Raw genomic sequence first — 23,329 nt, 5'->3', positions numbered from 1 at the left:
GGCCCTCCGGCCCCACGATCCGCACGCGCGCATACGTCTTGCGTTAGCTCTTCCAATACCCCGCGTAGGGGCGAATTTCCACGAGTGCTCCGCGCGCGCCAGGCACAGCGCCCCGGAGCTCGATCGTCTGTCGCTCAGCATCCACCGCCACCACGACGAGGTTCTTCACCGTGATCCGATCCCCACCCATTCGGCCCGCCATGCGCTTCCCGCGGAAGACGTGCTGGACACCGCCCGCACCGATTGACCCCGGCATGCGGACCTGGTCCTTCGTTCCATGCGTCGCGTTGTGTCCGTGGAAATGATGGCGCTTCACCACGCCGGCAAACCCCTTCCCCTTTGACGTTGCCACGACGTTCACCCGATCACCCGGCGCGAACACGGAGACACCCATGACATCGCCAACGCTGACATCAGGGACACCAACCGTCCGCAGCTCACGCGCAGTACGATGGTGCAGTCCGCCAAAGTGACCGAGGAGCGCCTTCGTCACATGCCGACGCACCCCCGATGCGATTTGGACCGCCGCGTACCCATCCTTCTTCTCCGTCCGCACCTGCGTGACGGTGCACGGCGAAACGACGAGGATCGTGGTGGGAACCGAACGATCACCGTCGTAGCGCTGCGTCATCTCGAGTTTTCGTGCGAGGAGAAACTGCATAGGATCCGACCACGGGCCTTCGTGGAACGAAAAAACGCGATGGAGGCCCGCGGGACCGATCCGAAGTATCTCCGGATCCGTCCCGCGCGACTCCATCACGAACAGGGAACTCCTCCGCGGTGCTGTTCGTGGTCTTTGTCTCCGTTGCAAGTTGGTAACGCTACGTGTACGTATGGATCGAAGCGGTTTTCAAGCGGCGTGCCCGTACGGGGTCCACTCAATCCTTCCTTCGATCTCCTGTCGTGCGCGATCACTCGGTATGTGAGCGTGCCAACGGTCGGGAGCGTACCTCCCTACCACTCGCATACTCACACACTCGAATACTCACTCCTCCCACCTACATCTTCACCTCAATATTCACACCTGCCGGCAAGTTGAGTGTCGTCAGCGCCTCGACGGTCTTCGGGGTTGGCTGCATGATATCGAGCAGGCGCTTGTGGATACGCATCTCGTACTGATCGCGCGCGCGCTTGTGCTTGAACGGCGAACGGTTCACCGTGTAGCGACGACGCTCGGTCGGCAGCGGCACAGGCCCGCGCACCAACGCACCGGAGCGCTTCGCGGTCTCCACGATCGTCTTCGCCGACTCGTCAATGATCTTGTGATCGTAGGCACGAATCTTGATGCGAATGCGCGATGTTTCTTCTCGCTCGGGGCTCGCCGTCGTGGCCGCTTGCTTCTTGTCTTTTGCTTTCGGCATGCGTGGGAGGAAGGTACGTGTGCATCCCTGCGGTGGGCGCGCTGCGCGCCCACCGAGGAACAGCGTTGTTAGGCAAGAATCTTCGTGACGACACCGGCACCAACCGTGCGACCACCCTCGCGAATCGCAAAGCGCTGTCGCTCCTCCAGTGCAACCGGAACGAGGAGTTTCACGTTGAGGTTCGTCGTGTCACCCGGCATGACCATCTCCGTCCCCTCGGGCAGCGTCACCTCGCCCGTCACATCCGTCGTGCGGATGTAGAACTGTGGCTTGTACCCCTTGAGGAACGGCTTGTGACGGCCACCCTCCTCCTTCGTGAGCGTGTACACCTCTGCCTCGAACTCCGTGTGCGGCGTCACACTGCCTGGCTTCGCGATGACCTGCCCGCGCTCGATGTCCTCCTTCTTCACACCGCGGAGGAGCAGTCCGACGTTGTCACCCGCGAGACCCTCATCGAGCATCTTGTTGAACATCTCGATACCGGTGACGACCGTCTTCGCCGTTGCCCGAACACCAATCAGCTCCACCTCCTCGTTGATGTGCACCTGTCCGCGCTCGATGCGGCCCGTTGCAACGGTGCCACGACCCTCGATGGAGAAGACGTCTTCAACGGGCATGAGGAAGGGCTTTTCCACTTCGCGCACCGGATTCGGAATCTTCGTGTCGAGTGCTGCAACGAGATCGAAGATCGGCTTCGTCTTCACTGCATCCGTCGGATTTTCGAGCGCCTGGAGTGCCGAACCGCGCACGATGGTGACGGCATTGCCGTCGTACTCGTACTTCTTGAGGAGGTCGCGCACCTCTTCCTCGACGAGATCAATGAGTTCGGCATCTTCCACCTGGTCTACCTTGTTGAGGAAGACGACGATCTGCGGAACTCCAACCTGTCGGGCGAGGAGGATGTGCTCGCGCGTCTGCGGCATGGGACCATCCGCGGCGGACACCACGAGGATCGCGCCGTCCATCTGTGCGGCACCCGTGATCATGTTCTTCACGTAGTCCGCGTGTCCGGGACAATCAATGTGCGCGTAGTGACGCGCATCGGACTCGTACTCGACGTGTGCCGTGTTGATCGTAATCCCGCGCGCCTTCTCTTCGGGTGCAACGTCAATCGCATCAACACCCTTGTCGGACGCACGGTGTCCCGACGCACGAAGCACCGCCAAGAGCGCTGCGGTGAGTGTTGTCTTTCCGTGGTCCACGTGACCAATCGTTCCGACGTTCACGTGTGGCTTTGTTCGCTCAAATTTCTCGGCCATATTTCGAATAGGTGACGTTCATGGCGCAGCAGCAATGACGCTGATGACACCACTGTCCGACTCTTGGCTTAGTTGCAATAAAAAAAGCGATTCCACCTTTAAGAATTGCGTGTCAAAACTATCGTAGCACATCCCAAAAAACGCGCAAGGACCGGCACTGTCCAGGGATTTTCCCCAAGCGATACCCTGTCCAAAGCCCCCTCACTCGATGGGTTCCACGTAGAAGCGGTCATCGTCCGGGATCGCCGCTTGGAGTGGCTCCGGGACAAAACTACCCATCATGCCAATCGGGATGCTCGCTACCGCCTCCTCCGGCGCAACGACATCCGGTTCCTGCATGGCCCGCCACACCGCGATATCCTCGTTTGCGGAGTTCTGCTGGCTCGCGAGGAACGCCGAAGCCGGCTTCGGCGATGGTGGGGAAACGAGCTGCTCATACTGCGCGAGCCCCATGACCACATAGGGCTTCCGCGATGCGGGGTCTACGACAACCAACCGGTCGCCCGTGCGCTCGATGAGTGCGAAGAGGTGCTGGAACATGGATGGGTCCATAGAGGTGGGTCCTGACATGGTCTACAATACGGTGTGGATAAGGGCCGTCAAGTGCGTGTCTCCCGCGCGCTCGCTTTTGACTCACGACGGAGTTCCGCCCCGATCGCCGACCACCTCCTGCTCGACATTCTTTGGAACCTCGGCGTAGTGGGCGAACTCCATGGAGGACGACGCGCGTCCCTGCGTCATCGAACGCAGCTGCGTCACGTACCCGAACATCTCGCCGAGCGGCACGATCGCATCAATGACCTTCGCGTTCCCGCGATCGCGGAACTCCTGCACCTGCGCGCGGCGCGCGTTGAGGTCGCCGATGACATCGCCCATGAACTGCTCCGGCGTGACAACTTCGATCTGCATGACCGGCTCGAGGAGGATGAGCTTCGCCCGCTTCGTTGCGGCCTGGAACGCCATGGACGCGGCGATCTTGAACGCAATCTCCGAGGAGTCCACGTCGTGGTAGCTCCCATCGTACACGGTGACCTTGATGTCCACGACCGGGTAGCCCGCGAGGACACCGCGCGCGATTGCTTCCTTCACGCCCTTCTCGATGGCGGGGACGAACTCGCGCGGAATCGAACCACCCTTGATCGCGTCGTCAAACTCAAATCCCCCCCCGGCGGGCAGCGGCTCCACGCGGAGCCAGCAATGGCCATACTGTCCGTGGCCGCCAGTCTGCTTCACGTACTTACCCTCCGCCTCCGCGGTCTGCTTCACGGTCTCGCGGTACGCCACCTGCGGCTTGCCTGTGTTCACCTCCACCTTGAACTCACGGCGGAGACGATCAACGATGATGTCGAGGTGGAGCTCGCCCATGCCGGAGATGATCGTCTGCGCAGTCTCCTCGTCCGTGCGCACGCGGAACGTCGGATCCTCCTCCGCGAGCTTCTGGAGGCCGACACCGAGCTTCTCCTGATCGCCTTTCGTCTTCGGTTCCACCGCGATGGAAATGACGGGCTCCGGGAACTCGAGTGCCTCGAGCGAGATCGGGTGCGCGGGATCGCACAGCGTGTGGCCGGTGCTCGTCTCCTTGAGACCCACCGCAGCGGCGATCTCACCCGCGTACACCGCATCGACATCCTCGCGGCTGTTCGCGTGCATACGCACGATGCGCCCGATGCGCTCCTTCTTCCCCGTCGTCGTATTGAGCACGTAGCTCCCCGCCGCGAGCATGCCGGAGTAAACGCGGAAGAAGCAGAGCTTCCCCACGAACGGATCGGTGGCAATCTTGAACGCGAGCGCGCAGAGCGGCTCACCGTCATCGGCCTTGCGCTCGATGGGCTGTTCGGGATTCTTGGGATCGAACCCGTGAACGGGCGGGAGATCGAGCGGGCTCGGGAGGTAGGCAATGACCGCATCAATGAGTGCCTGGACGCCCTTGTTCTTGAGTGCCGACCCGCAGAGGACCGGAATGATCTCGAAGGCGAGCACGGCCTTTCGGAGCGTGCGCTTGATCGCGGCTACATCGAGCGTCCCACCAGCGAGGTATTGTTCCATGAGTGCCTCGTCCTGCTCGGCGACCACTTCGAGGAGCTTGCTCCGCGCGGCGTCCACGCGCTCCCGCATTTCTGCGGGGATCGCGATCTCCTCAATCTCTTTCCCCTCCTCGCCCTTCCACTCCCACGCCTTCATCTCGATGAGATCCACGACACCGCGGAAGTCGGACTCCTGGCCGATGGGGAGCTGGATCGGGTACGCCTTCTTCGTGAGCCGCTCGTGGATGCTTGCGATGTCCGCATCGAAATCCGCGCCCATGCGATCGAGCTTGTTCACGAAGCAGATCCGCGGGACATGGTACTTGTCCGCCTGGCGCCACACCGTCTCGGACTGCGGCTCAACACCCGCGACGCCGTCGAACACGACAACCGCGCCGTCGAGCACGCGGAGTGAGCGTTGCACCTCGACGGTGAAGTCAATGTGCCCGGGCGTATCAATGAGGTTCATCCGATGCTCCTTCCAGAACAGCGTCGTCGCCGCGGACGTAATCGTGATCCCGCGCTCCTGCTCCTGCTCCATCCAGTCCATGGTCGCAGAACCCTCGTGCACCTCGCCGATCTTGTGCTTCTTGCCCGTGTAGAACAAAAACCGCTCGGAGACCGTGGTCTTCCCGGCGTCGATGTGGGCAATGATGCCGATGTTCCGCGTGTGCGCGAGGTCGTACTCACGGGCCATAGGGGACGGGGAGGAGGGGGCTAGGAGCGAACACCGAATGTCATCACCACGCGAAGTGTGCGAAAGCGCGGTTGGAGTCGGCCATGCGCTGGACGTCCTGGCGCTTCTTCACGGCAGCACCCTCGCCCTGCGATGCGGCGAGGAGCTCATCCGCGAGCCGTGCCGCCATGGACTTCCCCTTCCGCTGCCGCGTGGCTCCGAGGAGCCAGCGAAACGCGAGCGACTGCCGGCGATCACCGCGTACGGGGAAGGGCACCTGGTAGTTCGCGCCACCCACGCGCTTCGAGCGCACCTCCATTGCCGGTGCGACGTTCTTGAGCGCGCGCGCGAACACGTCAAGCGGATCCTGTTCGCTCCGCTTCGCGACGTCCTCGAACGCCGCGTACACAATCCCCTGCGCAACGGTCTTCTTGCCGCGCTTCATGATGTAGTTGGTGAACTTCGCAAGCGTCACCGATCCGTACTTCGGATCCGGAGTGATGCTGCGTCGTGGTGCTTGTTTCCCTCGCATAGATCACGTGCTCTTCTTCACGCCGTACAGTGACCGGCTATTCTTGCGATTCTCGACACCGGTGGAGTCGTAGACACCGCGGACGATGTGGTAGCGTACACCCGGAAGGTCACGCACGCGGCCACCACGAATGAGCACGATGGAGTGCTCCTGAAGATTGTGGCCGATGCCCGGAATGTACGCCGTCACTTCCTGACCGTTCGACAACCGGACACGCGCGATCTTGCGGATCGCGGAGTTGGGCTTCTTTGGCGTCATCGTCGTCACCTTCAGGCAGACCCCCCGCTTGAACGGGCTCCCCTTCGGGAGGTTGGTCCGCAGGCGGCGCAGGGAGTTGAACACGTACTGCATCGCCGGTGCCTTGGATTTTTTCGATTTTGCCTTCCGTCCGTAGCGGAGGAGTTGGTTCGTCGTCGGCATACCGCAGGATTCTGGAGTACCCGCAAATGAAAGGAAGCACGCCAAAGGGCAGTGCCTCATGCCTTCAGGAACTACTGTAGCAACAGCCGTTTTCTCCGTCAAGCGTGGTCACCCACAAGGGGGTGCGCCCTGCGGTAGCGATTAGAACAACCCGATGATCCGCTCCATGGCGCCCTGGAAGAGACGACCGAAGATGAGACCACCCATCGCGCGATCGAGGATAATGATACCGAGGAGGATGATCGGGCCGCGCGTCGTGAGGACGAAGCGCGCATGGTCGTATCGAGGGTGCGCGAGCGCGGAGAGGAGCAACTTTGACCCATCGAGCGGCGGAATGGGGATAAGGTTGAAGAGCATGAGGACGAGGTTGATCTGGAAGACGAACGCGAGGGTGAGCACGAGGAGGTTGTTCGGCGGGAGCGCGGTGACGCGATCGAGCACCCCGAGGAGGATACCCGCGGTCGTGAGCCCGATGAGATTCATCGCGGGGCCGGCGAGCGCAACGATGGCCGGGCCCCACGTGCGGTACTTCAGCTGCGACGGATCAAACGGGACGGGTTTTCCCCACCCGAATCCCACAAGGAGGAGCATGAGGAACCCAAAGGGGTCCACATGCGCGAGCGGGTTGAGCGTGAGTCGCCCCTCGTGTCGCGCCGTGGAGTCACCGAGCCATGATCCCACGAGCGCGTGGGCGTACTCATGGATGGCGAGCGCCACGAGGATGGCTGCGACCCACGCGAGACCAACTGCTGGCTGGTTGAAGATAAGGGTGATGGGCATAGAGCAGTCCGACTTGACGACGTTTCCCTGTATGATACCGTAGGACCATTGGAGATGGAAGCTGGATATTGGTACTCCTCCTGTATGGCGAAGCGATGCGAGGTCTGCCGCCGTGGTTCCGGGAATGGGCACACGGTGAGCCACTCAAACATCAAGACGAAACGAACGTTTGGCATCAACCTCGTGCGCAAACGACTCGACGGCGTGCGCACGCGCGTCTGCACGAGCTGTCTCCGTACGCGCGCGAAGCACCTCGCGGAGGCGCAGGCAAAGGCGTAGGAAGAACGCGCAAGAGAGAACCGCTCCGATGTTCATCGGAGCGGTTTTCGTTTCGTGGGGCTCGCGAGTGCGATCACGGAGGGTCGGAGGATGGGAACCCCACCCCATCTCCGGCGACGGGACGGTTGCGATACGTACGAACACGCTCGAGGACCTCATGGGGATCGACGTGCGCGCCCTTGAGGAGGGTACTCCAGCGCTCGAAGAGGTGGAGATCGTAGACATCGAAAAGGAGGAGTGCGCCAGCGGTCGCACCGTCGGGGTGGTCAATCTGCACGCGCCGCTTGCAGCCCGCCACGCTCACCTCCGCAGTCGCGTTCGCCGGAGCACTCGGCTCGGTGTTGCCGGACGCGACGTGAATCTCGAACGCGAGGAGCTCGGGGGGTGGCACCGCGATGTCACTGGCTCTGCTGATCGCATCGCGCAGCGCGAGTTCGATGGCGGTGATCGTCCCCGCAGGTGCTCTGCCGATCCCGTGACAGAGCATATCCTCGTGTCCAACCATGTGGAGCACGACGACCGCACGCGACTGGTACACACCCGCGCCCGCATCCCAGCTTCGCTGGTACGTCACGTTCACGAGGGTGAGCATCTTCCCAACGCGCATTGGTACCGGTACACGCTTCCGCTTCCCATCAGCATGCTCTTGCACGGAATCCTCCACACGTCTCGGGTGAAAGAACGAAAAACGCGCCTACGCTTCCCGTAGCGCACGATCCTCTCTCCAGCGTAATCGAGCTCGCCGTTTTTCGTCAACATGTCGAAGCAAAACAATAGGACATCTCGACATGCCTACCAGCTTCCCGCGCGCCGCTGTCAATCAAACATCACAACGTTTTTCGTTGTGTCACCTCTTGCTCGGCCACGTTCTGTATTGCAGAAGTGACGGCTGATAAGGTCTCCTGCACGGTCGGGGGTCGTCTTTCTTGAAATGGAACACCTAAAAAGGCGGCAATCCTTACACCAAGGATTTTTTCTGGAATGATCTGTCGTCCCATGAATCTTCGGACAGACGCATGACCGGGATTGAGCTGGATTATTTCGCCGCTCTTGCATACAAATGCGACGTGATAAGAATGTCCGCCGCCCTTGCTCTTGCTTGCAGCATTGTATGCTACGGATAATTCTACTTCTTTTATTTGACTGAGATCGTACTCCTTGCGCTTACGTCCACTCAGTCCCTTTTGCACAAAAATGAGCTTATTCGCCGATTTATCAAGATACACCGTAATTATTTTTCCCCCAACGACCATACCGCCACCAAAAAGCATGAAAACAAATCCCAACCAAAAAGGAGGTTGGTTTGTAAAAAGATCTGGTTCAACAATCACGATAATGCCGACCAAAAGAAAAAATGTTCCAGCAGCAAAGGCAATGACATTGCTATCTTTCAGGATCATGACCGACGGATGCTCTTGCACAATCCTCATAAGCAAGATATTAACTTTCGTAACCCGAGATCACGCAAGCACCGCTATCCATTGCTTCTTGCAGGGGATTATCAACCACCTTGCCATTGATAGTATAGGTCGTTTGCTGTTCACCGCTTCCGAGATCAGCACGCAAACTTGTACCAACAGATTCCGCTATTGCAACGTCTCTGTAATATTGAGCGACAGCAATCCTCTCGCTCTCGGAATATTGACACTCCATTTTTCCGCCATTCGGCATTTGCTCAGTATAATTGCACGTTTCGTTCATGAATCCCAAAATTTCTTTTTCTAACATTTCTCCCGTAAAGGGGTGTTCAAATGTCATGCGATGCTTTGTACAAGAACGCAATGCATCAGCAAAGACCACCTCAGGATTTTGCGATGTCACTTGCGTGGGTATTGGTTCAGATGGTTGAGGAGGAGTTGGTGCTGGTTCAGATGGTGGAGGAGGGATGGGTATTGCGAAAGGTGTTTCGGTTGGTAGCTGCTGCGCAACGACAGGAGAAACGTCGGACATTTTTTCTGACTTAAAAATTGTTTGACTGACCACATACGTTCCACCGCCTACAACAACGATGCCCGTCATAATGCCTACAATCACTTTCAGTGTATTGCTTGATGTGCTCATGGGGGCTACCGAATGCGCACGCGACACGCTGGGAGCATGAACGTTATTCCATCCTTCTTCAACGTCCTGCGCTTGCCACCCGTTCGCCATAAGCGTGCTTTTGATCTGCTCACGACTCACCCCCTGTTGTATTGATTGCTTGATATACTCAAGCAGTTGTTGATTGACCATAGGCACTAGCCAACGAGTGCGATCACCACGCGAAGTGCGCGAAGGCGCGATTGGAGTCGGCCGCTGTCTCCAAAGGAACGCACGGAGTGCTCGACCGCCTCGCTCCGCACGCTTCCATTACGCACGGGCAATGATGGAACTCTGGCTGCTCCATGCGAGGTGTCGAAAGGATTTCCGCGACTGCTATCCGTGGACAGCAGCGTATATGCGTACTCTCCCACATCACCATGGTAGCAAAAGAAACGGGACCCGGAAGTACCAAGGCCAGAGAAGCCAAGGTATTCCGAGTCCCGAGAGTCCAAGGGCTAAGTGCCACTCCCTGCGAGAGACGGCGAACGAAAACGGGGAACAGCGTAGTCCGGCACCCGGCGGTCGTCCCAGAGCGCGCGCAGGTGCACCAGCCGCTCGTCGCGGCTCCAGCCCACGATCGGCACGCGGGGAACGCGGCCGGGAACCGCTAAGCGGTAGCCCGGGGCCCACACGAATGGAACGGTGGTGCTGTCCATCTTCCGCACCCACCGGGGATGATGGGCTGTGGCGGCGAGGATGCCGGCGTGGGGAGATGACGCTGGGGAGCGGACGGTGTTGGGAGCAATGCCGTTCTGCTTGTCCCAGTTGGCACCGAGGTCAATGACCTCCCAGCGGAGGCCGGGGGTGTGGGTAATGCCGTCCAGCAGCGTCAGATGCTGCGGGTCGGATCGAACTTCACTCCATCGGTCCCGATTGGGCTGACGACGGGAGGTAACTTCCCACAGCTCGTCGAAGGTGCGCTGGATACCGGTTACTCCCTTGTGGTCCGGGAGGTAGGGTACCAGCACTACGGCGACGAGACGGTCGTCTGGCCATGCGGGCGGGTCTCCGAGCACAAAGTCCGCTGACGTGAATCCCCATCTCCGCCGCTCGTTCCACTTTCGCATGTTCGCGATCTGGGTTTCCAGATTGGCGAACATTCCGTGGATGAGCGGGGGGCGCTGGGGGAGGACGAGGGCGGAGGCGGGATCTTGTGCGAAGCGACCCTCACCAATCGCCTGCAATGCGCCGAGCAACTGCCGCGGGTTGAGCGGACATCCACCCTTCTGCCGCACCTGTCGCTCAATATCCAACATCTTTCCACGGATCTTCCAATACGTATCACCGTCGACAGCAAAACGCGATGCCGCCATGATAATACCTCCTTCGGTCTTGGTTTTCGCACCCTCACGCACCATGCGCAGGAGGCGGCCGCCGTTTACAAAGATCACTATTCACCATACCACAAACAGACCGCGGTGTCAACCGAGTGCATGAGCTGAGCGAATTCTCCATCGCATAGTCAACTTCTCAATGCAGCTATTGACTTTCATGCTCGTATCTGTTATTCTTGATGCGAGTCCAGGGAACACACGAAAAATGTAAGAAATCGGGAGGTGGGACCATGCAGGACGCACCGGAATCGTACGTGGACAGACGAAGGCCGCCGCTCCTGGAGGCCATGCAAGCGGAAGGGAACGTGACGCCCGCAGAAGCACACGATTTGCTGGAACGCAAGGGCTACTTCACAGCCCATCCTCGTCCATGGGAGCTCGGTTTCCGTGATCGAGGTCTCGGTCGTGGCGACTTTGCAGTCCTGGATCGCTTTGGCGATCTCGTCGCGAGCACTTCGTCGCGCGCAGATGCCGAGCTGATCATCGCCGCGGTGAACGCCTCCAAGGCGTGAACTGCACGCACGACACTTCAACTGACCCGCCATGTCCTTGGGGACCTCTGGCGGGTCTCTTCTTTTTGGATCATCACACCCCTCTTCCCCCTTCTCCTCCCTCTCCGTCATTGCGACCGAGTGAGTCCTCGAACGAGTGGAGAGATCTCGTCCAACAGCACGAGCGACGTCCTCCTGCTCAACGAGATTTCTCGACTCGCGGACTCGCTCGAAATGACGAAGGGGGGAAGTGAGATTTCTCGACTTCCTCCTTCGCTCAAAGCTACCCTCCTTCGCGAAGCGCGGACTCCGACGTTGCGAGATGGAGGCAAGCCGGAATCCCGAGCTTGCCTCGGGACTCCTCGCAATGACGAACGAAAAAATGCTACACGCTCGTGTTGTAACTTGGTCGGGCTAGCCGGACTTGAACCGACGGCCTCTTGCACCCCATGCAAGCGCTCTACCAACTGAGCTATAGCCCGAATGCACATGATCTGACGACATCGCCAGATACACAGAGAGCGCACGGATCTCATGCACCGTGCGCAGCGCGTATCACTCTCCGTGTGACTCCACGCCGAATCGGGAAGGATCCGACTGCATCCAAGCGTCCCACGTGCGCGAGCCGTTCCCCTGCCGCAGGTCGCTCACCGATGGTGAGCGATCGCGGCGGTTCCCGACCGGGGCTTTCGCCCCAACGACACACGGAGAGCGGAGGCGCGCCCCATTCCACCACAGTGGTCTAGGATGTGCGCCTTTTCAGCAGAAAATTGTCCCGGATCCTTTCCGATAAGCAATGGAGTCACCTTGAGTATAGCACCCTTCGCCTCCGCGCTCAAGCTCAGGAACGCTCGTCTTCCGCGTAGATCCACGCGAGGTCGGCGCGCTCGTACGCATGGAGGTCGTCCATGGCGAAGAATCGCGTGAGCTCTGCCGCTGCGGTCTCCACGGAGTCCGAGGCATGAACGAGGTTCTCCTGCATGGACATTGCAAAATCACCACGGATGGTCCCCGCGGGTGCCACCCGTCCCTTCGTCGGTCCAACGATGATGCGGACCGCCTCGATGGCATCAACACCCTGGAGCGCAACTGCGACGACCGGCGCGGACTGCATAAACTGCTTGAGCCCGCCAAAGAAGGGCTTGTCCTTGTGGTGCGCGTAGTGCTCTTCAACCTGGAGATCGGAGATGCTCATCATCTTGAGACCGATGATCTGGAGGCCCTTGCGCTCGAAACGCAGGAGGAGCTCGCCGATGAGCCCGCGCTGGAGCGCATCGGGTTTCATGAGGATGACTGTTCGTTCCATAGGAATGTCGAGAGTACAACGACCATGATGAGAGACCACCACCGTATCACCTTGCAGCGGAGACCTGCAAGCCCTCGTTGAACATCACCGTGATGTCCCCCTGCTCGTCGGTTCGCCAGAGCTGCGCTCCCGTGCGCGATAGGCGCTTGAGCGCGCGACGGTGCGGATGGCCGTAGTCGTTCCCGGCGCCAACGGAAATAATCGCGTGGCGCGGTGCAACCGCGTTGAGGAACTCCTGTACCGCGCCGTTCTCCGCGCCGTGGTGCGCGACCTTGAGCACATCGGCGCGGAGATCCACACCGCGATCGAGCAGCGTTCGCTGGACATCGGTCTCCGCATCGCCGGTGAGGAGCAAGCGTTGCGCACCCACCGCTGCCATGAGGACGATGGAGGAGTCATTGATGCTCTCAATGTGCATGCCGTGGAACGACGCTGCCGGCGCGAGGACATCGAGATCGAATGGACCAACGACGAGACGGTCACCGGCAATGGCCCACGTCGTCGCAATGGCCTGCGTGTCGATGCGTTCGAGGAATGCGCGGTACGTCTGCGTCGTGTGCACGGCACCCGTGAGGAGGACACGCTCGACATCGTAGTGCTCGAGCACCGCCACGAGCCCCGCGACGTGGTCCGCGTGCGGGTGCGTGAGGACGACGAGGTTGAGGGAGGTGTCGCTCCCGAGGTGCTCGCGAAGCTTCCCGAGCATCGTCGTCGCGTCCGGACCACCGTCAATGAGCACTTCCGCGTCATCGCCGGGCCCATCAAGAAGAATCGCGTCGCCCTGCCCGATATCGAGCACTACGGCACGCGGGACCGTGGTCTCCGGTGCGGGAAAGTGCTCGCGCACCGCGCCGGCAACCGCCGCACCGACGAGGATGAGGAGTGGCACGAGGACTTTGAACGTCCGAGGGAATCGCACAACCATAGAGGCGGGGAGCGTATTGCTATCGCCTCTCCAGTGTACCGCCCGTGAGCAGGGCAGCATCTGTGGAGAGATGTCGGAATGGCGAGAGGAGTGGCATGCCGCACCGTGATGCCGCACGGAGCACAACGAACGTGAGCGCGACGTACAGTGCGAGTGTGAACCACCAGTCGAGCGTGACACCATCAACCGATGCCCAGGGTACCGCTGCCGCCCGCTCGACGAGCCAGACGACGCTCCGCGCAAGCACGTCCACCGGCCATGCCGCGAGCGGCGCGAGCGATGGGAGGAGCGCGCCGATGAGGAGGAAGGCGAACGCCGCGATGAGGAGCGCCGGCAGGAGGAGGAGCACGGGGATGTTCGCGAGGACACCGATGAGCGAGATTGTCCCAAAGGCACCGAAGAGGAGCGGTGCCGTCGCAATGGTCGCCGCAAGTGATGTGGCGACGCCCGACGTGATCTCGCGCGTGCGCGCGGATGCTCTCGGAATCGCACGCTCGAGGAGCGGAGTCATGAGTACGATGCCCGCAACCGCAGCAAAGGAGAGCTGGAATCCGAGATCAAATGCGAGAACGTGCGGGTGGACGACCACCATCGTGGTGGCGACGAGCACGAGGACGCGCAGGCGGCTCGCAACGCGACCGAGGAGCTCAACGGCGATGAACGCTGCGACCATGAGTGCGCCGCGCACGGCCGAGGGCGTGAATCCAGTCATCGCGACGAACGAACCAAGTGCGACGAGCGTGCTCCACCGCGCCGCGCGATGCGTGACCGGGAGCACGCGGAATGCGATGAGGAGGAGCATGCCGATGATCGTCATGTGCCCGCCGGAGATGACGAGGGCATGGATGGTCCCCGTCTTCCGGAACGCATCACGAAGCTCGTCCGGAAGTGCCCCGCGGTCTCCGAGCACCGCGCTCGCGACGACGGCGTACGCGCGGGGCGAGAGGGATGCTCCCGCCGTGGCCACGAGGTGCGCGTGTACCTCGTCGAGTAGGCGGAGCGTGGGGCTCCCCGCGCCGTGCGCGAGCACGCGGACCGCATCCGGGGAGCGCACCGCGCACGTCCCCGCGCTCGTCAACCGCTCCCGTGACGCATGGGACTGCGCGAGCACGCAGCGGATGCGGACGATGTCGCCGTAGCGGAGCACCACCTGCGGCGCGAAGACCACGACGGGGACGCGGGCCTCCGCGGTGCGGACCATCACGCGCATGCGACCTTTCGCAATGGACTCCACGCGAGTGATCCGACCGGAGATCTCCGTAGACGACGCGAAATCCGCAGGGGGCGGCACAGCACCGAGGAACCGGAGCATCCCGAGCGCGAACGCGATGACGGCGACCGCTCCACTACGCCATGCGACGGGCGACCACTGCCGCACGCACCCGACGACAAGGACCGAGACCACAACGACCGTCCACCACATCGGAAGCGCGTCGATTGCAAACAACCAAGACGCGCACGCAATGCCGCCGAGACACCCCAGACACGCGCGGAGGACCGTGGGCGTTTGGAGGTGAACCATAGTCCTCCATTCTACCGCATGAACGAACGAGCCCTCGCGTCGTGCGAGGGCTCGTTCGTTCCACTGCTCTTACTTGAGACAGGTGGTCGGGGCACCGGAGTACGTTGCCGCGCGGATGAAGTTCCAGTCGAAGAGGTCTGCGGGATTCTTCCCTGCCGCCTTCTCCGTCTTCACCCCATTCTTGTAGATGGACAGCTTCGCGGTCTTGAACTTCTTGATCGCTGCGGCCTCTGCGCCGAGTGAGCGCTTCGCCGGATCCACCTTGAGCTGGTATCCCGTGTACTTCACGAATGCCCACTCCTTGTCCTGCTGCGCCTTTACAAGCTTCACGCCCTTCGTATCAACCGACGGCGGTCGTGCGTTGCAGTTGGTGAAGTCCTTGAGACCATCGCCCTCAATCGTGAGGTTGCGGAGGTCGGGGAAGAGCTTGGTGACGTCGTTATCCGCTGAGCCAGAGGCGAGGACATCGGGATCAACGATATGCGCGGTGAGGAACTGGAATTGCCGTGCAGTCGTCGGGAGCGTTCCGCCCTGCGAGTGCTGGAAGGCCTCGAGGAGCGATGCGCGCTCACCGGCTCCGATCTTGACGACCGGGTGCGCTGCCGTCACGCCCTCCGGGCCGAGCACGACGAACGCTTTGAGTGACTCGGATACCGCTGCGGTAAGCGCGGCGAGACGCGCGGCGGGAATTACCTTCTGCACCAGTGCCTGCGCAGCACTCAGTGCCTCTGCGGACGGAGCCGCAACGCCGAGCTGTGCAGCGACGGATGCAGCATTGCGAGGTGCCTGAATCGCGGCGAGCACTGCTTGCACTGCGACAGATGCCGGCGTTCCAGGAGCTGCGCTCTGCGCGGCGTCAGAGACCACGGCACCGAAGACCGAGCCACTACCACCGCCGCCACCACCGCCACTACTCGATGCCACCGTGGCAAACGAACCGGTTAGTGCGGCACTATCGTTCGTGTTCCCGTCAACCGCACAAACCGCAACGTAGTACGTCGTGCTGGCGGTGAGGCCCGTGAGCGTTGCGCTCGCACTACTTGACGTTGTGGACGATCCACCTGAGCACGACGAGAGTGAGCTCGTGTTGTAGTGAATCTTGTAGCTCGAGAGGTTGTTGAGCGACGTGCCGGTCGTCGTCAGCGTCGGCGCAGTCCACGAGAGATCCGCACCAGAGACCGTCGGTGTGGAGGAGAGCGAAGTCGGCGCTGCGGGGAGTGCATCGGACGATGTCACACTCGCATTGTATCCGTACGTCCCAGACACGTACCCGTAATTTCCTGCTGCCTTGTTGAGCGCCAACACGGTCTGGTTCACTGCAACGGATGCCACCACGAATACAGCCATGAATGTCACACCGATAATGGCTTGCCATCGCCGACGAACGCCCTGACTCTCGCTGTTGAGCCGATCGGTGACCTTCCGACCGAGCCCACGAAGTTGCTTGCTCATAGAGATTGCTCGCGCCAGAAAATGACACGATGCTGATGGAATGTTATCCACAGGATGCTCCGACCAAGAGCACCCTTACTTGAAAGTAATATCGCAGATGTCGCTTGTAGTCACTGTGCATGAATGCCGCTCTACCGAGCGGAACCATTCAATCGCAGAGCAATCCACAGCACCAAACCCGACAATGACCCTACATTCATTCTACCACAAATCCGTCCAAAAATCTCTCCGCGATACGCATACGCGCAATGGTGTCTGCGTTCACCGTTCGTGGGTCATACCTCCAAAAATACTCGCTCACGCGATCCACCTGCGGGGCGTCCTTCAAAAAACGCATATACTTGGAACCATGTCGCACTGTTCGACCCGTGAAAATATAGAGTGGCCGATCGTACATCGTCAGGAGCTCATGCCGCCGCGCATCGCTCGCTCCATTCCAGAATTCATCCCACATATCGTAATCCCACTGATTCAAATTTCCGTATCCCGGATCCACGACGTTCATATCGGAGAACGCAATGAGCCATGGCGTGTACTGTGATTCCGTTCCCATCACGTACGACGGCTCCACTGCCAGTGTGTGGATCGCTGCAATCTCCGCACGCTCATCCGCGTAGAGCTGTGGCTGCTGATCAGCGACGATCAGTGATGCGTGGAGCATCAACCCGCCAAGCAGCAGCGCGATGACCACTCGGCCAAGCCAACCGCGCAGGAAAGCGTGAATGAACATCACAAATGGATACGCCGCAAACAGTACGAGGACGAGATCGAGGTAGATGAGCCAGCGGTGCTGGTAAATGATCGGCGTAAGCGCGAACGCAAGGAGAATGACGAGAAAGATGGAGAGGAACCAGAGCGGCAGCGGATACGATTCGCGCGAGTACCGTAGCCGCCGTAAAAAAAACGCCATCACACCCAACGCTGCGAACGGCAGAATGTACACCACGGCGAGGTGGACGATGTCCCGATTGACGTAGAGACCAGTGAACTGCGGCTGGAGTGTGGCAGGATAGTTTGTCCAAAACCACCCGTACTTCAACACCGTCTCCCGTAAATAGACGAGCACGAACGCTTTAATGTCCGCGTACCGAAATTGTGCAACGTACGTCCCAAGCACGCCAAAGAAAAGCAAAAAACGTGTCTCGCCATCCAGTGGCAGCATACGCACGAGCGACCGCGCGATCCGAACGATAAGAAAACAGATGAGCGCGATGGAAAATGGCAAAAACGTAGCCGGATGAATGATCGCGCCCAGCAACCCGACGAGTACGGCGACCCATGATCGCCGATGCAGCAACGCGAGCATAAGAAGGAGCAGGGCAATAGCAATCTCCGTCTGGTAGTATGCCCACCAGAATGCGAAATACTGCGGAATGGATACCGCAAAGAGAAACACGACGGTCGCAGTGTATCGCGTCTTCAGACCGACATGGATTGTTTTCGCGAGCGTGTAGATCGCACCAGCAATCGCAAGCTGCACGAGCACATAGACCGCATGGAAGGATACGATGATGGGAATCTCCAGCCACTGGAGCGGCAGGAACACCAGTGCGCGAAAGTTTCGATGTCCGTAGCCCGCGAGGATGCTCTGGATGGAGCCGGGAAGCGAGGAGAGGTAGAAGCCGGTATCGTAGCCGAGCGGTGCGATGCCGTAACGAATGAATGGCAAAATTCGCGTCGTGAACAAAAAGAGTACCGCGACGATGAGGAGCACGCGGAAAAACAACGCTTCATGCTTCCGCATTGCGATGGTGCCGAGTGGTCGTGGCGACCGAAGGTATGACCACGCGACCCAAAAGACGAGGAGTGCGTATCCGTAAAACGCCGCACGAATGTGCCAGCCGACAACTGGTGGCGTGAGGATGACGATGAGCGCCGCGTACACGAGAAACGCGCCGCAATCGCGGCGAAAAAACGTGCGCGCGGTGACGCGGAAATCTACGGCACGAAGTGCAACCACCATGCGGCGGCAGTCGCCGCACCACTGCTGCCACTGGGTGATGAGCAAGGAACGCAAATGATTCATAGTCGCCCCTGCATACGATACCCCACAATCCCCACCCACTCATGGATACTCGTCACCGAATCTGCGAATGCGGCCGCGCTGGGGAAGAAACTCAATGGGTCCAATGAGAATGCTCCGCTCATGAAATCCGCCGGCACCAGAACGACGTCCATACCGAGTTTCGTAAATACTCCGGTCGCCCGCCGCAGGTGCCACGCGGAGGTGACGAGCGCAATACGCGGCTGTGGCACGTGCGGGAGCCGCTCGGCAAGCAACGCACGGGTGGCAACGCCGTTCTCATACGTCGTCCGTGACCCTTTCTCTAAAAAAATTTGTGTTTGCTCCACGCCCGCACGCACGACAATACGACGCGCAATATCCGCCTCCACCGCATCACGCGCGAAGGGATCGCCGGAGCCGCCGCTGTAAACGATAGGCACCTGTCCACCGAGATCATCGTAGTATGCAATAGCCCGCCAAAGCCGACGAAAACTCGACCCGCCGAGTTCAGGCATTGGTTCGGCACGCGCACCCCCGCCGAGCACCACGATCGCGTCCACACGCTCCACCGATGCAGTGGCAGAAGCACCATACGGCCGCTCGAGCGTCCACGCGAGCATCGCGGCTATCGGCTCAATCGCGAGGAGGTAGTACACACCAAGCGTGCACGCGAGGATCGCAATCCCCCACCGCCTGCGGTGCCGTACCACGAACACGAGCGCAGCGATGAAGCCAATCGCTATGAGCGTCGGCGGCAGCACGAAGGGTTTAAAGAGTTTGAGGAGGAGAAACATGTGCAGGGTGCCGTGTATCGTACCAACTACCACTGATCAGTGCCTTGCGCTACGGGAATCCGGTGCCCCCACGACGGCGCGACGGGATACCATCGGCTCCTGGTACCACCACCAGAGTACCGCGCTCCCGAGGAGCGATGCGCCAAGCGCCGGAAGGAGGAATAGGGGATATCGCCAGACAGTCCACGCCAACACGACGAACGGCACACTCCAGAGGAGGACACCGATCGTCACACGGTCGTGCCGCTGATACCGCACTGCGGCGCGGTGAAACGAAAACGCACGATGCCCCTCGTAGAACGCATGCCCGTGGAGGATGCGCCGAAGCGTGGTCCAAGTGGCATCCGCGAAAAACAACCCGAACATGATCCACCATGCAAGTGCCGGCACTGCGCCCACGCGCTCCGAGGCAATCGCAAGTACCCCGAACGTGAACCCGAGGAGTACGCTGCCCGTATCCCCCATGAACATCTTCGCGGGGTGCCAGTTCCACACGAGGAACCCCGCGGTTGCCGCCGCGAGGAGCCACAGAATGAACGCGAGGAACACCTGCCCAGATAGAAACAGCATGACGCCGAGCACGCTACCGATGAGCATCGTCTCCGCGCCGACGAGTCCGTCAATGCCATCCATGAAATTCATGAGGTTACTCATCCATACGATCGTCACAAACGCGAGGATGGTGCCACCGAAGCCGAGCGATAACGTTGTCACGCCGACGCGAAGATCTGCCATGCCGCCAATCCACCAAAGCGCCCACACCGCGGCGATCGCATACGCGAGCAGTCGCCATCGCGCACGGATATTCCACCGATCATCTACCCAGCCAACGCCTGCGACGAGCGCACCGCCGCCGAGGAGCGCCCACATGAGGTGCGGCCGAAACCCCATGCTGCCGAGATACACGAGAACGAGAAGGAACGGAAACGAGAATGCAATACCGCCCACGTTTGGCGTGGGGACCGCGTGTCCGCTCCGATGATTGGGTACATCGAACCATCGCCGCATCATCGCAAACCGATGCATCGCCCATGTCAGCAAAAATGCAAACACAAACACCGCCGCGAGCGCGGCGATGATGCGAAGTGCGAGCCCGATCGCAATGCCAAAAACCATACGAGTGCCGCGCTACCGCTCCTCGACGCTCCAACAATCCCAGTACCGCGCGTCGTAGCGAACGTCATCGTTCTTCGTCTCGTCCATCGTCGCCGTGGAAAAATACATGATCGTCGCATCTGGGGTGAGGGACATCGCACCATTCGCGTAGCCAGGAGGAATGTAGAGCACTGCCGGCTTCTGCGCCGACATGACCGCGCGCAGTGTTGGCGCATCTTTCGCCGGGTGCTCCCAATCGCCAACGATTTTCACCGCTCCGATGAGTGCAGCCCCGCGCACCACGAATACATACTTTGCCTCTCGCCGATGTGCATGCCACGCACGGATGAACCCATGTTGGTGATTGGTCAACACGTAGAACCGCTGCACGCCCTGGAACGCAAACCCGTTCACGAAGCCCACCGCCCCGCGGTCGTCTACCGCGAGACCCCCGCCGTCGAGGAACGTCGGTTCCGTGTACGGCGGAAGGATGGCGGTGCGAGTTATCGGAGCTGATGCGGCGTGCGGTGTCGGGTACATACACTGTCTTCCATCGTACCCAGCGTATACACCGCAAGCAAGGAGCTGTATTGATCCACTATTTAGCGAGGAGCGAGGTCCCCAGCGCGCGCAGGAACCAGCAGGAGCCGCTCAAGCTCGGCGATGCAACGGTCGCGAGCGTAGTGTGCCGCTGCGTACGCGCGTCCCCGCTCCCCCATTGCGCGGAGCGTGGAGCGATGTTCGTGAAGTGCACGAAGGTGACGCTCGGCAGCATCGAGATCATCCGCGCGGCATGCGGCGCCGCATTGCGCCGACGCGATGATGTCGAAACCATCGTTGTCGGGATTGAGGAGCGCGAGGACCGGGAGGCCTGCAGCAAGAAATCCGGTGAGCTTCCCTGGCACCATGGATGTCGTATACGTCGGATCAAGCGAGATGAGCCCGAGATCAAGCTCCTTGACGAACGCAGGGTACGCCGTGGGATCAATGAAATCTTCAAACTGCACATTCGCAATCCCTTCGCTGCGTGCACGCTGCATGAGTCGCACACGCTCGGCCCCGTCACCGACGAGGAGAAACCGGATGTCCGAGAGGTCGCGAACGCGCGCCGCGAGATCGAGAACCGCGTCGAGGTGCTGCGCGGGGCCGAGGATACCGGGAAAACCGATGACGAACTTCCCCGTGAGGCCGTAGCGCTCCCGAAATGCACCGGTCGCCTGCACACGATCCCACGCATCGCAATCAATCCAATTCGGCACCACAACCACGCGCTCGAACGACACGCCCTTGCGCTCCATGAGGAATCGGCGGCTGCCGGGCGTGTGCGTGGTGAGCATGTCGGCGTTTGCATACGCGGCGCGCTCCATGCGCTCGAAGTACGCGATGAGCGCGCGGTTGCGTATGATGCCGAGATCTATTGCGTTCTGCGGAAAGATGTCCTGGATGTTCAAGAGATGCCGCGCGCCGTGTGCGCGTGCGATAATGGCGCCGACGCGCGCGAGCGGCAGCGGGGAGATGTATGTCGCTACCGCGTCCACCCGACTGCGGACATGGCGGCGTGCGACGCGGAGAAACTGGCGCGGGAGATCAAGCTGCGCGATGCCACGAACGACGTACGGCGCGCGCGATGTGGGGAGCGTCTGCACGCGGAGCACGCGTACGCCACGCTCGATCGTGTCCTCCGGCAACACGGCGTGCGCCGCAGCGCCCGCAAGATTCGCGCGCGGCATCGCGGTGAGCACCGTCACGCGGTGGCCACGCGCGATAAGTCCCTCCGCGAGCTCGCGGAGCATAATGGAGATCGAACGAATCTCCGGCGGATACGCGATGGTAATGAGGAGGATGTGCATGGAGCAACAATCGCTACGGCGTCGGTACTGCTCCGGCAACACGTGCGAACACCCCGAGCAGACCGCGGGCAGTTTGCTCCCATGTGAAATGCTGCGCACGCACGCGACCCGCGACCACAAGACGAGCGCGAAGCGCGGCGTCATCAAGGAGCCGCGAGATCGTCCGTGCAATCTGTGCGGGAGCGCGGGGATCGAAATACACTGCGGCGTCGCCGCAGATCTCCGGCATTGGCGGCGTTGCCGACACCGCGATCGGGACGCCACACGCCATGGCCTCGAGAAGCGTATGCGGACACGACTCGAGCATGGATGGAAACACGAAGACGCACGCTCGCCGCATGCGTGCGTGGAGATCGTCCTGCGGGAGGAGGCCGAGCATTCGGATGCGGCCTCCGATGCCGAGTGCCACGGCGCGACGCTGCACTGCGGCGAAGTACGTACGATCGTGAATACCACCCGCGAAATGCAGTTCCGGCACATCCGATCGCTCGCGACAGAGTATCGCGTACGCTTCGAGGAGTGTGAGTTGGTTTGCGTACGCCACAAACTTGGAAGCGGTGAGGAGCACATTGACCGGGATTGCTTCGTCGCCGACTCCTCGCAATGACACCGCGGGCGTTCCATTGTACACGACCGTCACCTTCCGCTCCGCGTCGGGAAAACGCTCCACCACCGCATCGCGGACGGCCGCGGATACCGCGATGATCCCCGTGGCCGCGCGGAGGGATCGCTTCGTGAGTTCCCACTTCACGCGGGACGCGGTATCGAGCATCGGCGCATTGGCGAACGCGCGGTACCGGAACGGCTCCATGTTGCGGATCGCGATGACCTGCGGGCATGGCGCGCGAAAAATCGTAATGTTCTTGGCGGTGTACACGATGTCCGCGCGCATACGCGCGAGCTCCCGTGGGAGTGCGTGCTGCTCAAACCGAAATCGATCGAGTGCGCTCGTCCGCTCGCCGAGCACTGCGTGGTAGGTGATGTTTGGTGCACAAACCTCCTCCATGATGCGATGGCCGCGCGGCACGAAGCAGTGGAACTCGTGCTCCGGTGCCGCAGTGGCGAGCGCGGGAAGGAGGTGACGGAAGTATGTCGCACCACCGTACCCGATCCCCGAGAGGAGTGTAAGCGCAATACGCATA

24 protein-coding genes and 1 tRNA gene are annotated in these 23,329 nt (G+C 60.8%); 2 read left to right on the top strand and 23 right to left on the bottom strand.

What is annotated here, in order from left to right; all coding sequences use genetic code 11:
- Positions 1-43: 43 nt before the first annotated feature.
- From rplC to Q7S96_02365, 8 genes are all read right to left on the bottom strand, one after another.
- Positions 44-661 (bottom strand): 50S ribosomal protein L3, encoded by a 618-nt coding sequence (rplC, locus tag Q7S96_02400; GenBank protein MDO8463099.1) that lies wholly within the window; start codon positions 659-661, stop codon positions 44-46.
- 337 nt (positions 662-998) lie between these two features.
- The gene (gene rpsJ, locus Q7S96_02395; GenBank protein ID MDO8463098.1) at positions 999-1,361 is read right to left on the bottom strand and encodes a 30S ribosomal protein S10; all 363 of its coding nucleotides are present in this window, start codon (positions 1,359-1,361) and stop codon (positions 999-1,001) included.
- Between the two features lie 68 nt (positions 1,362-1,429).
- The gene (tuf, locus tag Q7S96_02390) at positions 1,430-2,620 is read right to left on the bottom strand and encodes an elongation factor Tu (GenBank protein ID MDO8463097.1); all 1,191 of its coding nucleotides are present in this window, start codon (positions 2,618-2,620) and stop codon (positions 1,430-1,432) included.
- Positions 2,621-2,821: 201 nt separating this feature from the next.
- Positions 2,822-3,172, bottom strand: a complete 351-nt coding sequence (locus Q7S96_02385) for a hypothetical protein (protein ID MDO8463096.1) — start codon at positions 3,170-3,172, stop codon at positions 2,822-2,824.
- Between the two features lie 81 nt (positions 3,173-3,253).
- On the bottom strand, positions 3,254-5,341 hold the full coding sequence (gene fusA, locus Q7S96_02380; GenBank protein ID MDO8463095.1) for an elongation factor G: 2,088 nt from the start codon (positions 5,339-5,341) through the stop codon (positions 3,254-3,256).
- A gap of 43 nt (positions 5,342-5,384) precedes the next feature.
- Positions 5,385-5,852 carry a 30S ribosomal protein S7 gene (rpsG, locus tag Q7S96_02375; protein ID MDO8463094.1) on the bottom strand — a complete coding sequence of 156 codons (468 nt, stop codon included), beginning with the start codon at positions 5,850-5,852 and terminating at the stop codon, positions 5,385-5,387.
- Between the two features lie 3 nt (positions 5,853-5,855).
- Positions 5,856-6,272 (bottom strand): 30S ribosomal protein S12, encoded by a 417-nt coding sequence (rpsL, locus tag Q7S96_02370; protein ID MDO8463093.1) that lies wholly within the window; start codon positions 6,270-6,272, stop codon positions 5,856-5,858.
- 141 nt (positions 6,273-6,413) lie between these two features.
- Entirely contained in the window at positions 6,414-7,052 is a 639-nt protein-coding gene (locus Q7S96_02365; GenBank protein MDO8463092.1) for a site-2 protease family protein, read from the bottom strand.
- An 84-nt stretch (positions 7,053-7,136) separates the two neighbouring features.
- On the opposite strand from Q7S96_02365, the gene rpmB reads away from it, so the two are divergent.
- Complete coding sequence (gene rpmB / locus Q7S96_02360) at positions 7,137-7,331, top strand: 50S ribosomal protein L28 (protein MDO8463091.1); 195 nt, start codon at positions 7,137-7,139, stop codon at positions 7,329-7,331.
- Between the two features lie 73 nt (positions 7,332-7,404).
- Here rpmB and Q7S96_02355 read toward each other — a convergent pair whose 3' ends face one another.
- From Q7S96_02355 to Q7S96_02340, 4 genes are all read right to left on the bottom strand, one after another.
- Positions 7,405-7,983: a hypothetical protein gene (locus tag Q7S96_02355; GenBank protein ID MDO8463090.1), complete on the bottom strand. Its 579-nt coding sequence runs from the start codon at positions 7,981-7,983 to the stop codon at positions 7,405-7,407.
- A gap of 175 nt (positions 7,984-8,158) precedes the next feature.
- Positions 8,159-8,752 (bottom strand): hypothetical protein, encoded by a 594-nt coding sequence (locus Q7S96_02350; protein ID MDO8463089.1) that lies wholly within the window; start codon positions 8,750-8,752, stop codon positions 8,159-8,161.
- Between the two features lie 19 nt (positions 8,753-8,771).
- Positions 8,772-9,563 (bottom strand): hypothetical protein, encoded by a 792-nt coding sequence (locus tag Q7S96_02345; protein ID MDO8463088.1) that lies wholly within the window; start codon positions 9,561-9,563, stop codon positions 8,772-8,774.
- A gap of 305 nt (positions 9,564-9,868) precedes the next feature.
- Entirely contained in the window at positions 9,869-10,804 is a 936-nt protein-coding gene (locus Q7S96_02340; protein ID MDO8463087.1) for a hypothetical protein, read from the bottom strand.
- 173 nt (positions 10,805-10,977) lie between these two features.
- On the opposite strand from Q7S96_02340, the gene Q7S96_02335 reads away from it, so the two are divergent.
- A complete protein-coding gene (locus Q7S96_02335; protein ID MDO8463086.1) occupies positions 10,978-11,259 on the top strand; it encodes a hypothetical protein in 282 nt (93 codons plus the stop codon).
- A 385-nt stretch (positions 11,260-11,644) separates the two neighbouring features.
- On the opposite strand, the gene Q7S96_02330 is transcribed toward Q7S96_02335, so the two are convergent.
- From Q7S96_02330 to Q7S96_02280, 11 genes are all read right to left on the bottom strand, one after another.
- Positions 11,645-11,720: transfer RNA gene (locus Q7S96_02330), tRNA-Pro, on the bottom strand.
- Between the two features lie 359 nt (positions 11,721-12,079).
- Complete coding sequence (gene ndk / locus Q7S96_02325; protein ID MDO8463085.1) at positions 12,080-12,544, bottom strand: nucleoside-diphosphate kinase; 465 nt, start codon at positions 12,542-12,544, stop codon at positions 12,080-12,082.
- 46 nt (positions 12,545-12,590) lie between these two features.
- A complete protein-coding gene (locus tag Q7S96_02320) occupies positions 12,591-13,469 on the bottom strand; it encodes an MBL fold metallo-hydrolase (GenBank protein ID MDO8463084.1) in 879 nt (292 codons plus the stop codon).
- Between the two features lie 19 nt (positions 13,470-13,488).
- A complete protein-coding gene (locus Q7S96_02315; protein ID MDO8463083.1) occupies positions 13,489-14,991 on the bottom strand; it encodes a ComEC/Rec2 family competence protein in 1,503 nt (500 codons plus the stop codon).
- A 69-nt stretch (positions 14,992-15,060) separates the two neighbouring features.
- Positions 15,061-16,443, bottom strand: coding sequence for a fibronectin type III domain-containing protein (locus Q7S96_02310; GenBank protein MDO8463082.1), 1,383 nt, complete (start codon positions 16,441-16,443; stop codon positions 15,061-15,063).
- A 196-nt stretch (positions 16,444-16,639) separates the two neighbouring features.
- Positions 16,640-18,469, bottom strand: a complete 1,830-nt coding sequence (locus tag Q7S96_02305) for a hypothetical protein (GenBank protein MDO8463081.1) — start codon at positions 18,467-18,469, stop codon at positions 16,640-16,642.
- Positions 18,466-19,242, bottom strand: coding sequence for a YdcF family protein (locus tag Q7S96_02300; protein ID MDO8463080.1), 777 nt, complete (start codon positions 19,240-19,242; stop codon positions 18,466-18,468). Before Q7S96_02300 ends, Q7S96_02305 begins: the two co-directional genes overlap by 4 nt.
- A 36-nt stretch (positions 19,243-19,278) precedes the next feature.
- A complete protein-coding gene (locus Q7S96_02295) occupies positions 19,279-20,358 on the bottom strand; it encodes a glycosyltransferase family 4 protein (protein ID MDO8463079.1) in 1,080 nt (359 codons plus the stop codon).
- A gap of 12 nt (positions 20,359-20,370) precedes the next feature.
- Positions 20,371-20,877, bottom strand: a complete 507-nt coding sequence (locus Q7S96_02290) for a dTDP-4-dehydrorhamnose 3,5-epimerase family protein (GenBank protein ID MDO8463078.1) — start codon at positions 20,875-20,877, stop codon at positions 20,371-20,373.
- Between the two features lie 62 nt (positions 20,878-20,939).
- The gene (locus Q7S96_02285; GenBank protein MDO8463077.1) at positions 20,940-22,187 is read right to left on the bottom strand and encodes a glycosyltransferase family 4 protein; all 1,248 of its coding nucleotides are present in this window, start codon (positions 22,185-22,187) and stop codon (positions 20,940-20,942) included.
- Positions 22,188-22,200: 13 nt separating this feature from the next.
- A complete protein-coding gene (locus tag Q7S96_02280; protein ID MDO8463076.1) occupies positions 22,201-23,328 on the bottom strand; it encodes a glycosyltransferase family 1 protein in 1,128 nt (375 codons plus the stop codon).
- Position 23,329: the final 1 nt, after the last annotated feature.

It is taken from the genome of bacterium (genome assembly GCA_030647005.1).
Classification (GTDB): Bacteria; Patescibacteriota; Patescibacteriia; order JACPHY01; family JACPHY01; genus JAUSKG01.
Note: the sequence above shows the minus strand (reverse complement) of the source record. Positions and strands in the feature narration are given on the sequence as shown.

What these genes read in the sequence shown, in the direction of transcription:
- rplC (MDO8463099.1), bottom strand. Translation starts at nt 661, where the DNA reads ATGCAGTTTCTCCTCGCACGAAAACTCGAGATGACGCAGCGCTACGAC.
- rpsJ (MDO8463098.1), bottom strand. Translation starts at nt 1,361, where the DNA reads ATGCCGAAAGCAAAAGACAAGAAGCAAGCGGCCACGACGGCGAGCCCC.
- tuf (MDO8463097.1), bottom strand. Translation starts at nt 2,620, where the DNA reads ATGGCCGAGAAATTTGAGCGAACAAAGCCACACGTGAACGTCGGAACG.
- Q7S96_02385 (MDO8463096.1), bottom strand. Translation starts at nt 3,172, where the DNA reads ATGGACCCATCCATGTTCCAGCACCTCTTCGCACTCATCGAGCGCACG.
- fusA (MDO8463095.1), bottom strand. Translation starts at nt 5,341, where the DNA reads ATGGCCCGTGAGTACGACCTCGCGCACACGCGGAACATCGGCATCATT.
- rpsG (MDO8463094.1), bottom strand. Translation starts at nt 5,852, where the DNA reads ATGCGAGGGAAACAAGCACCACGACGCAGCATCACTCCGGATCCGAAG.
- rpsL (MDO8463093.1), bottom strand. Translation starts at nt 6,272, where the DNA reads ATGCCGACGACGAACCAACTCCTCCGCTACGGACGGAAGGCAAAATCG.
- Q7S96_02365 (MDO8463092.1), bottom strand. Translation starts at nt 7,052, where the DNA reads ATGCCCATCACCCTTATCTTCAACCAGCCAGCAGTTGGTCTCGCGTGG.
- rpmB (MDO8463091.1), top strand. Translation starts at nt 7,137, where the DNA reads ATGGCGAAGCGATGCGAGGTCTGCCGCCGTGGTTCCGGGAATGGGCAC.
- Q7S96_02345 (MDO8463088.1), bottom strand. Translation starts at nt 9,563, where the DNA reads ATGGTCAATCAACAACTGCTTGAGTATATCAAGCAATCAATACAACAG.
- Q7S96_02335 (MDO8463086.1), top strand. Translation starts at nt 10,978, where the DNA reads ATGCAGGACGCACCGGAATCGTACGTGGACAGACGAAGGCCGCCGCTC.
- ndk (MDO8463085.1), bottom strand. Translation starts at nt 12,544, where the DNA reads ATGGAACGAACAGTCATCCTCATGAAACCCGATGCGCTCCAGCGCGGG.
- Q7S96_02320 (MDO8463084.1), bottom strand. Translation starts at nt 13,469, where the DNA reads ATGGTTGTGCGATTCCCTCGGACGTTCAAAGTCCTCGTGCCACTCCTC.
- Q7S96_02315 (MDO8463083.1), bottom strand. Translation starts at nt 14,991, where the DNA reads ATGGTTCACCTCCAAACGCCCACGGTCCTCCGCGCGTGTCTGGGGTGT.
- Q7S96_02310 (MDO8463082.1), bottom strand. Translation starts at nt 16,443, where the DNA reads ATGAGCAAGCAACTTCGTGGGCTCGGTCGGAAGGTCACCGATCGGCTC.
- Q7S96_02305 (MDO8463081.1), bottom strand. Translation starts at nt 18,469, where the DNA reads ATGAATCATTTGCGTTCCTTGCTCATCACCCAGTGGCAGCAGTGGTGC.
- Q7S96_02300 (MDO8463080.1), bottom strand. Translation starts at nt 19,242, where the DNA reads ATGTTTCTCCTCCTCAAACTCTTTAAACCCTTCGTGCTGCCGCCGACG.
- Q7S96_02295 (MDO8463079.1), bottom strand. Translation starts at nt 20,358, where the DNA reads ATGGTTTTTGGCATTGCGATCGGGCTCGCACTTCGCATCATCGCCGCG.
- Q7S96_02290 (MDO8463078.1), bottom strand. Translation starts at nt 20,877, where the DNA reads ATGTACCCGACACCGCACGCCGCATCAGCTCCGATAACTCGCACCGCC.
- Q7S96_02285 (MDO8463077.1), bottom strand. Translation starts at nt 22,187, where the DNA reads ATGCACATCCTCCTCATTACCATCGCGTATCCGCCGGAGATTCGTTCG.
- Q7S96_02280 (MDO8463076.1), bottom strand. Translation starts at nt 23,328, where the DNA reads ATGCGTATTGCGCTTACACTCCTCTCGGGGATCGGGTACGGTGGTGCG.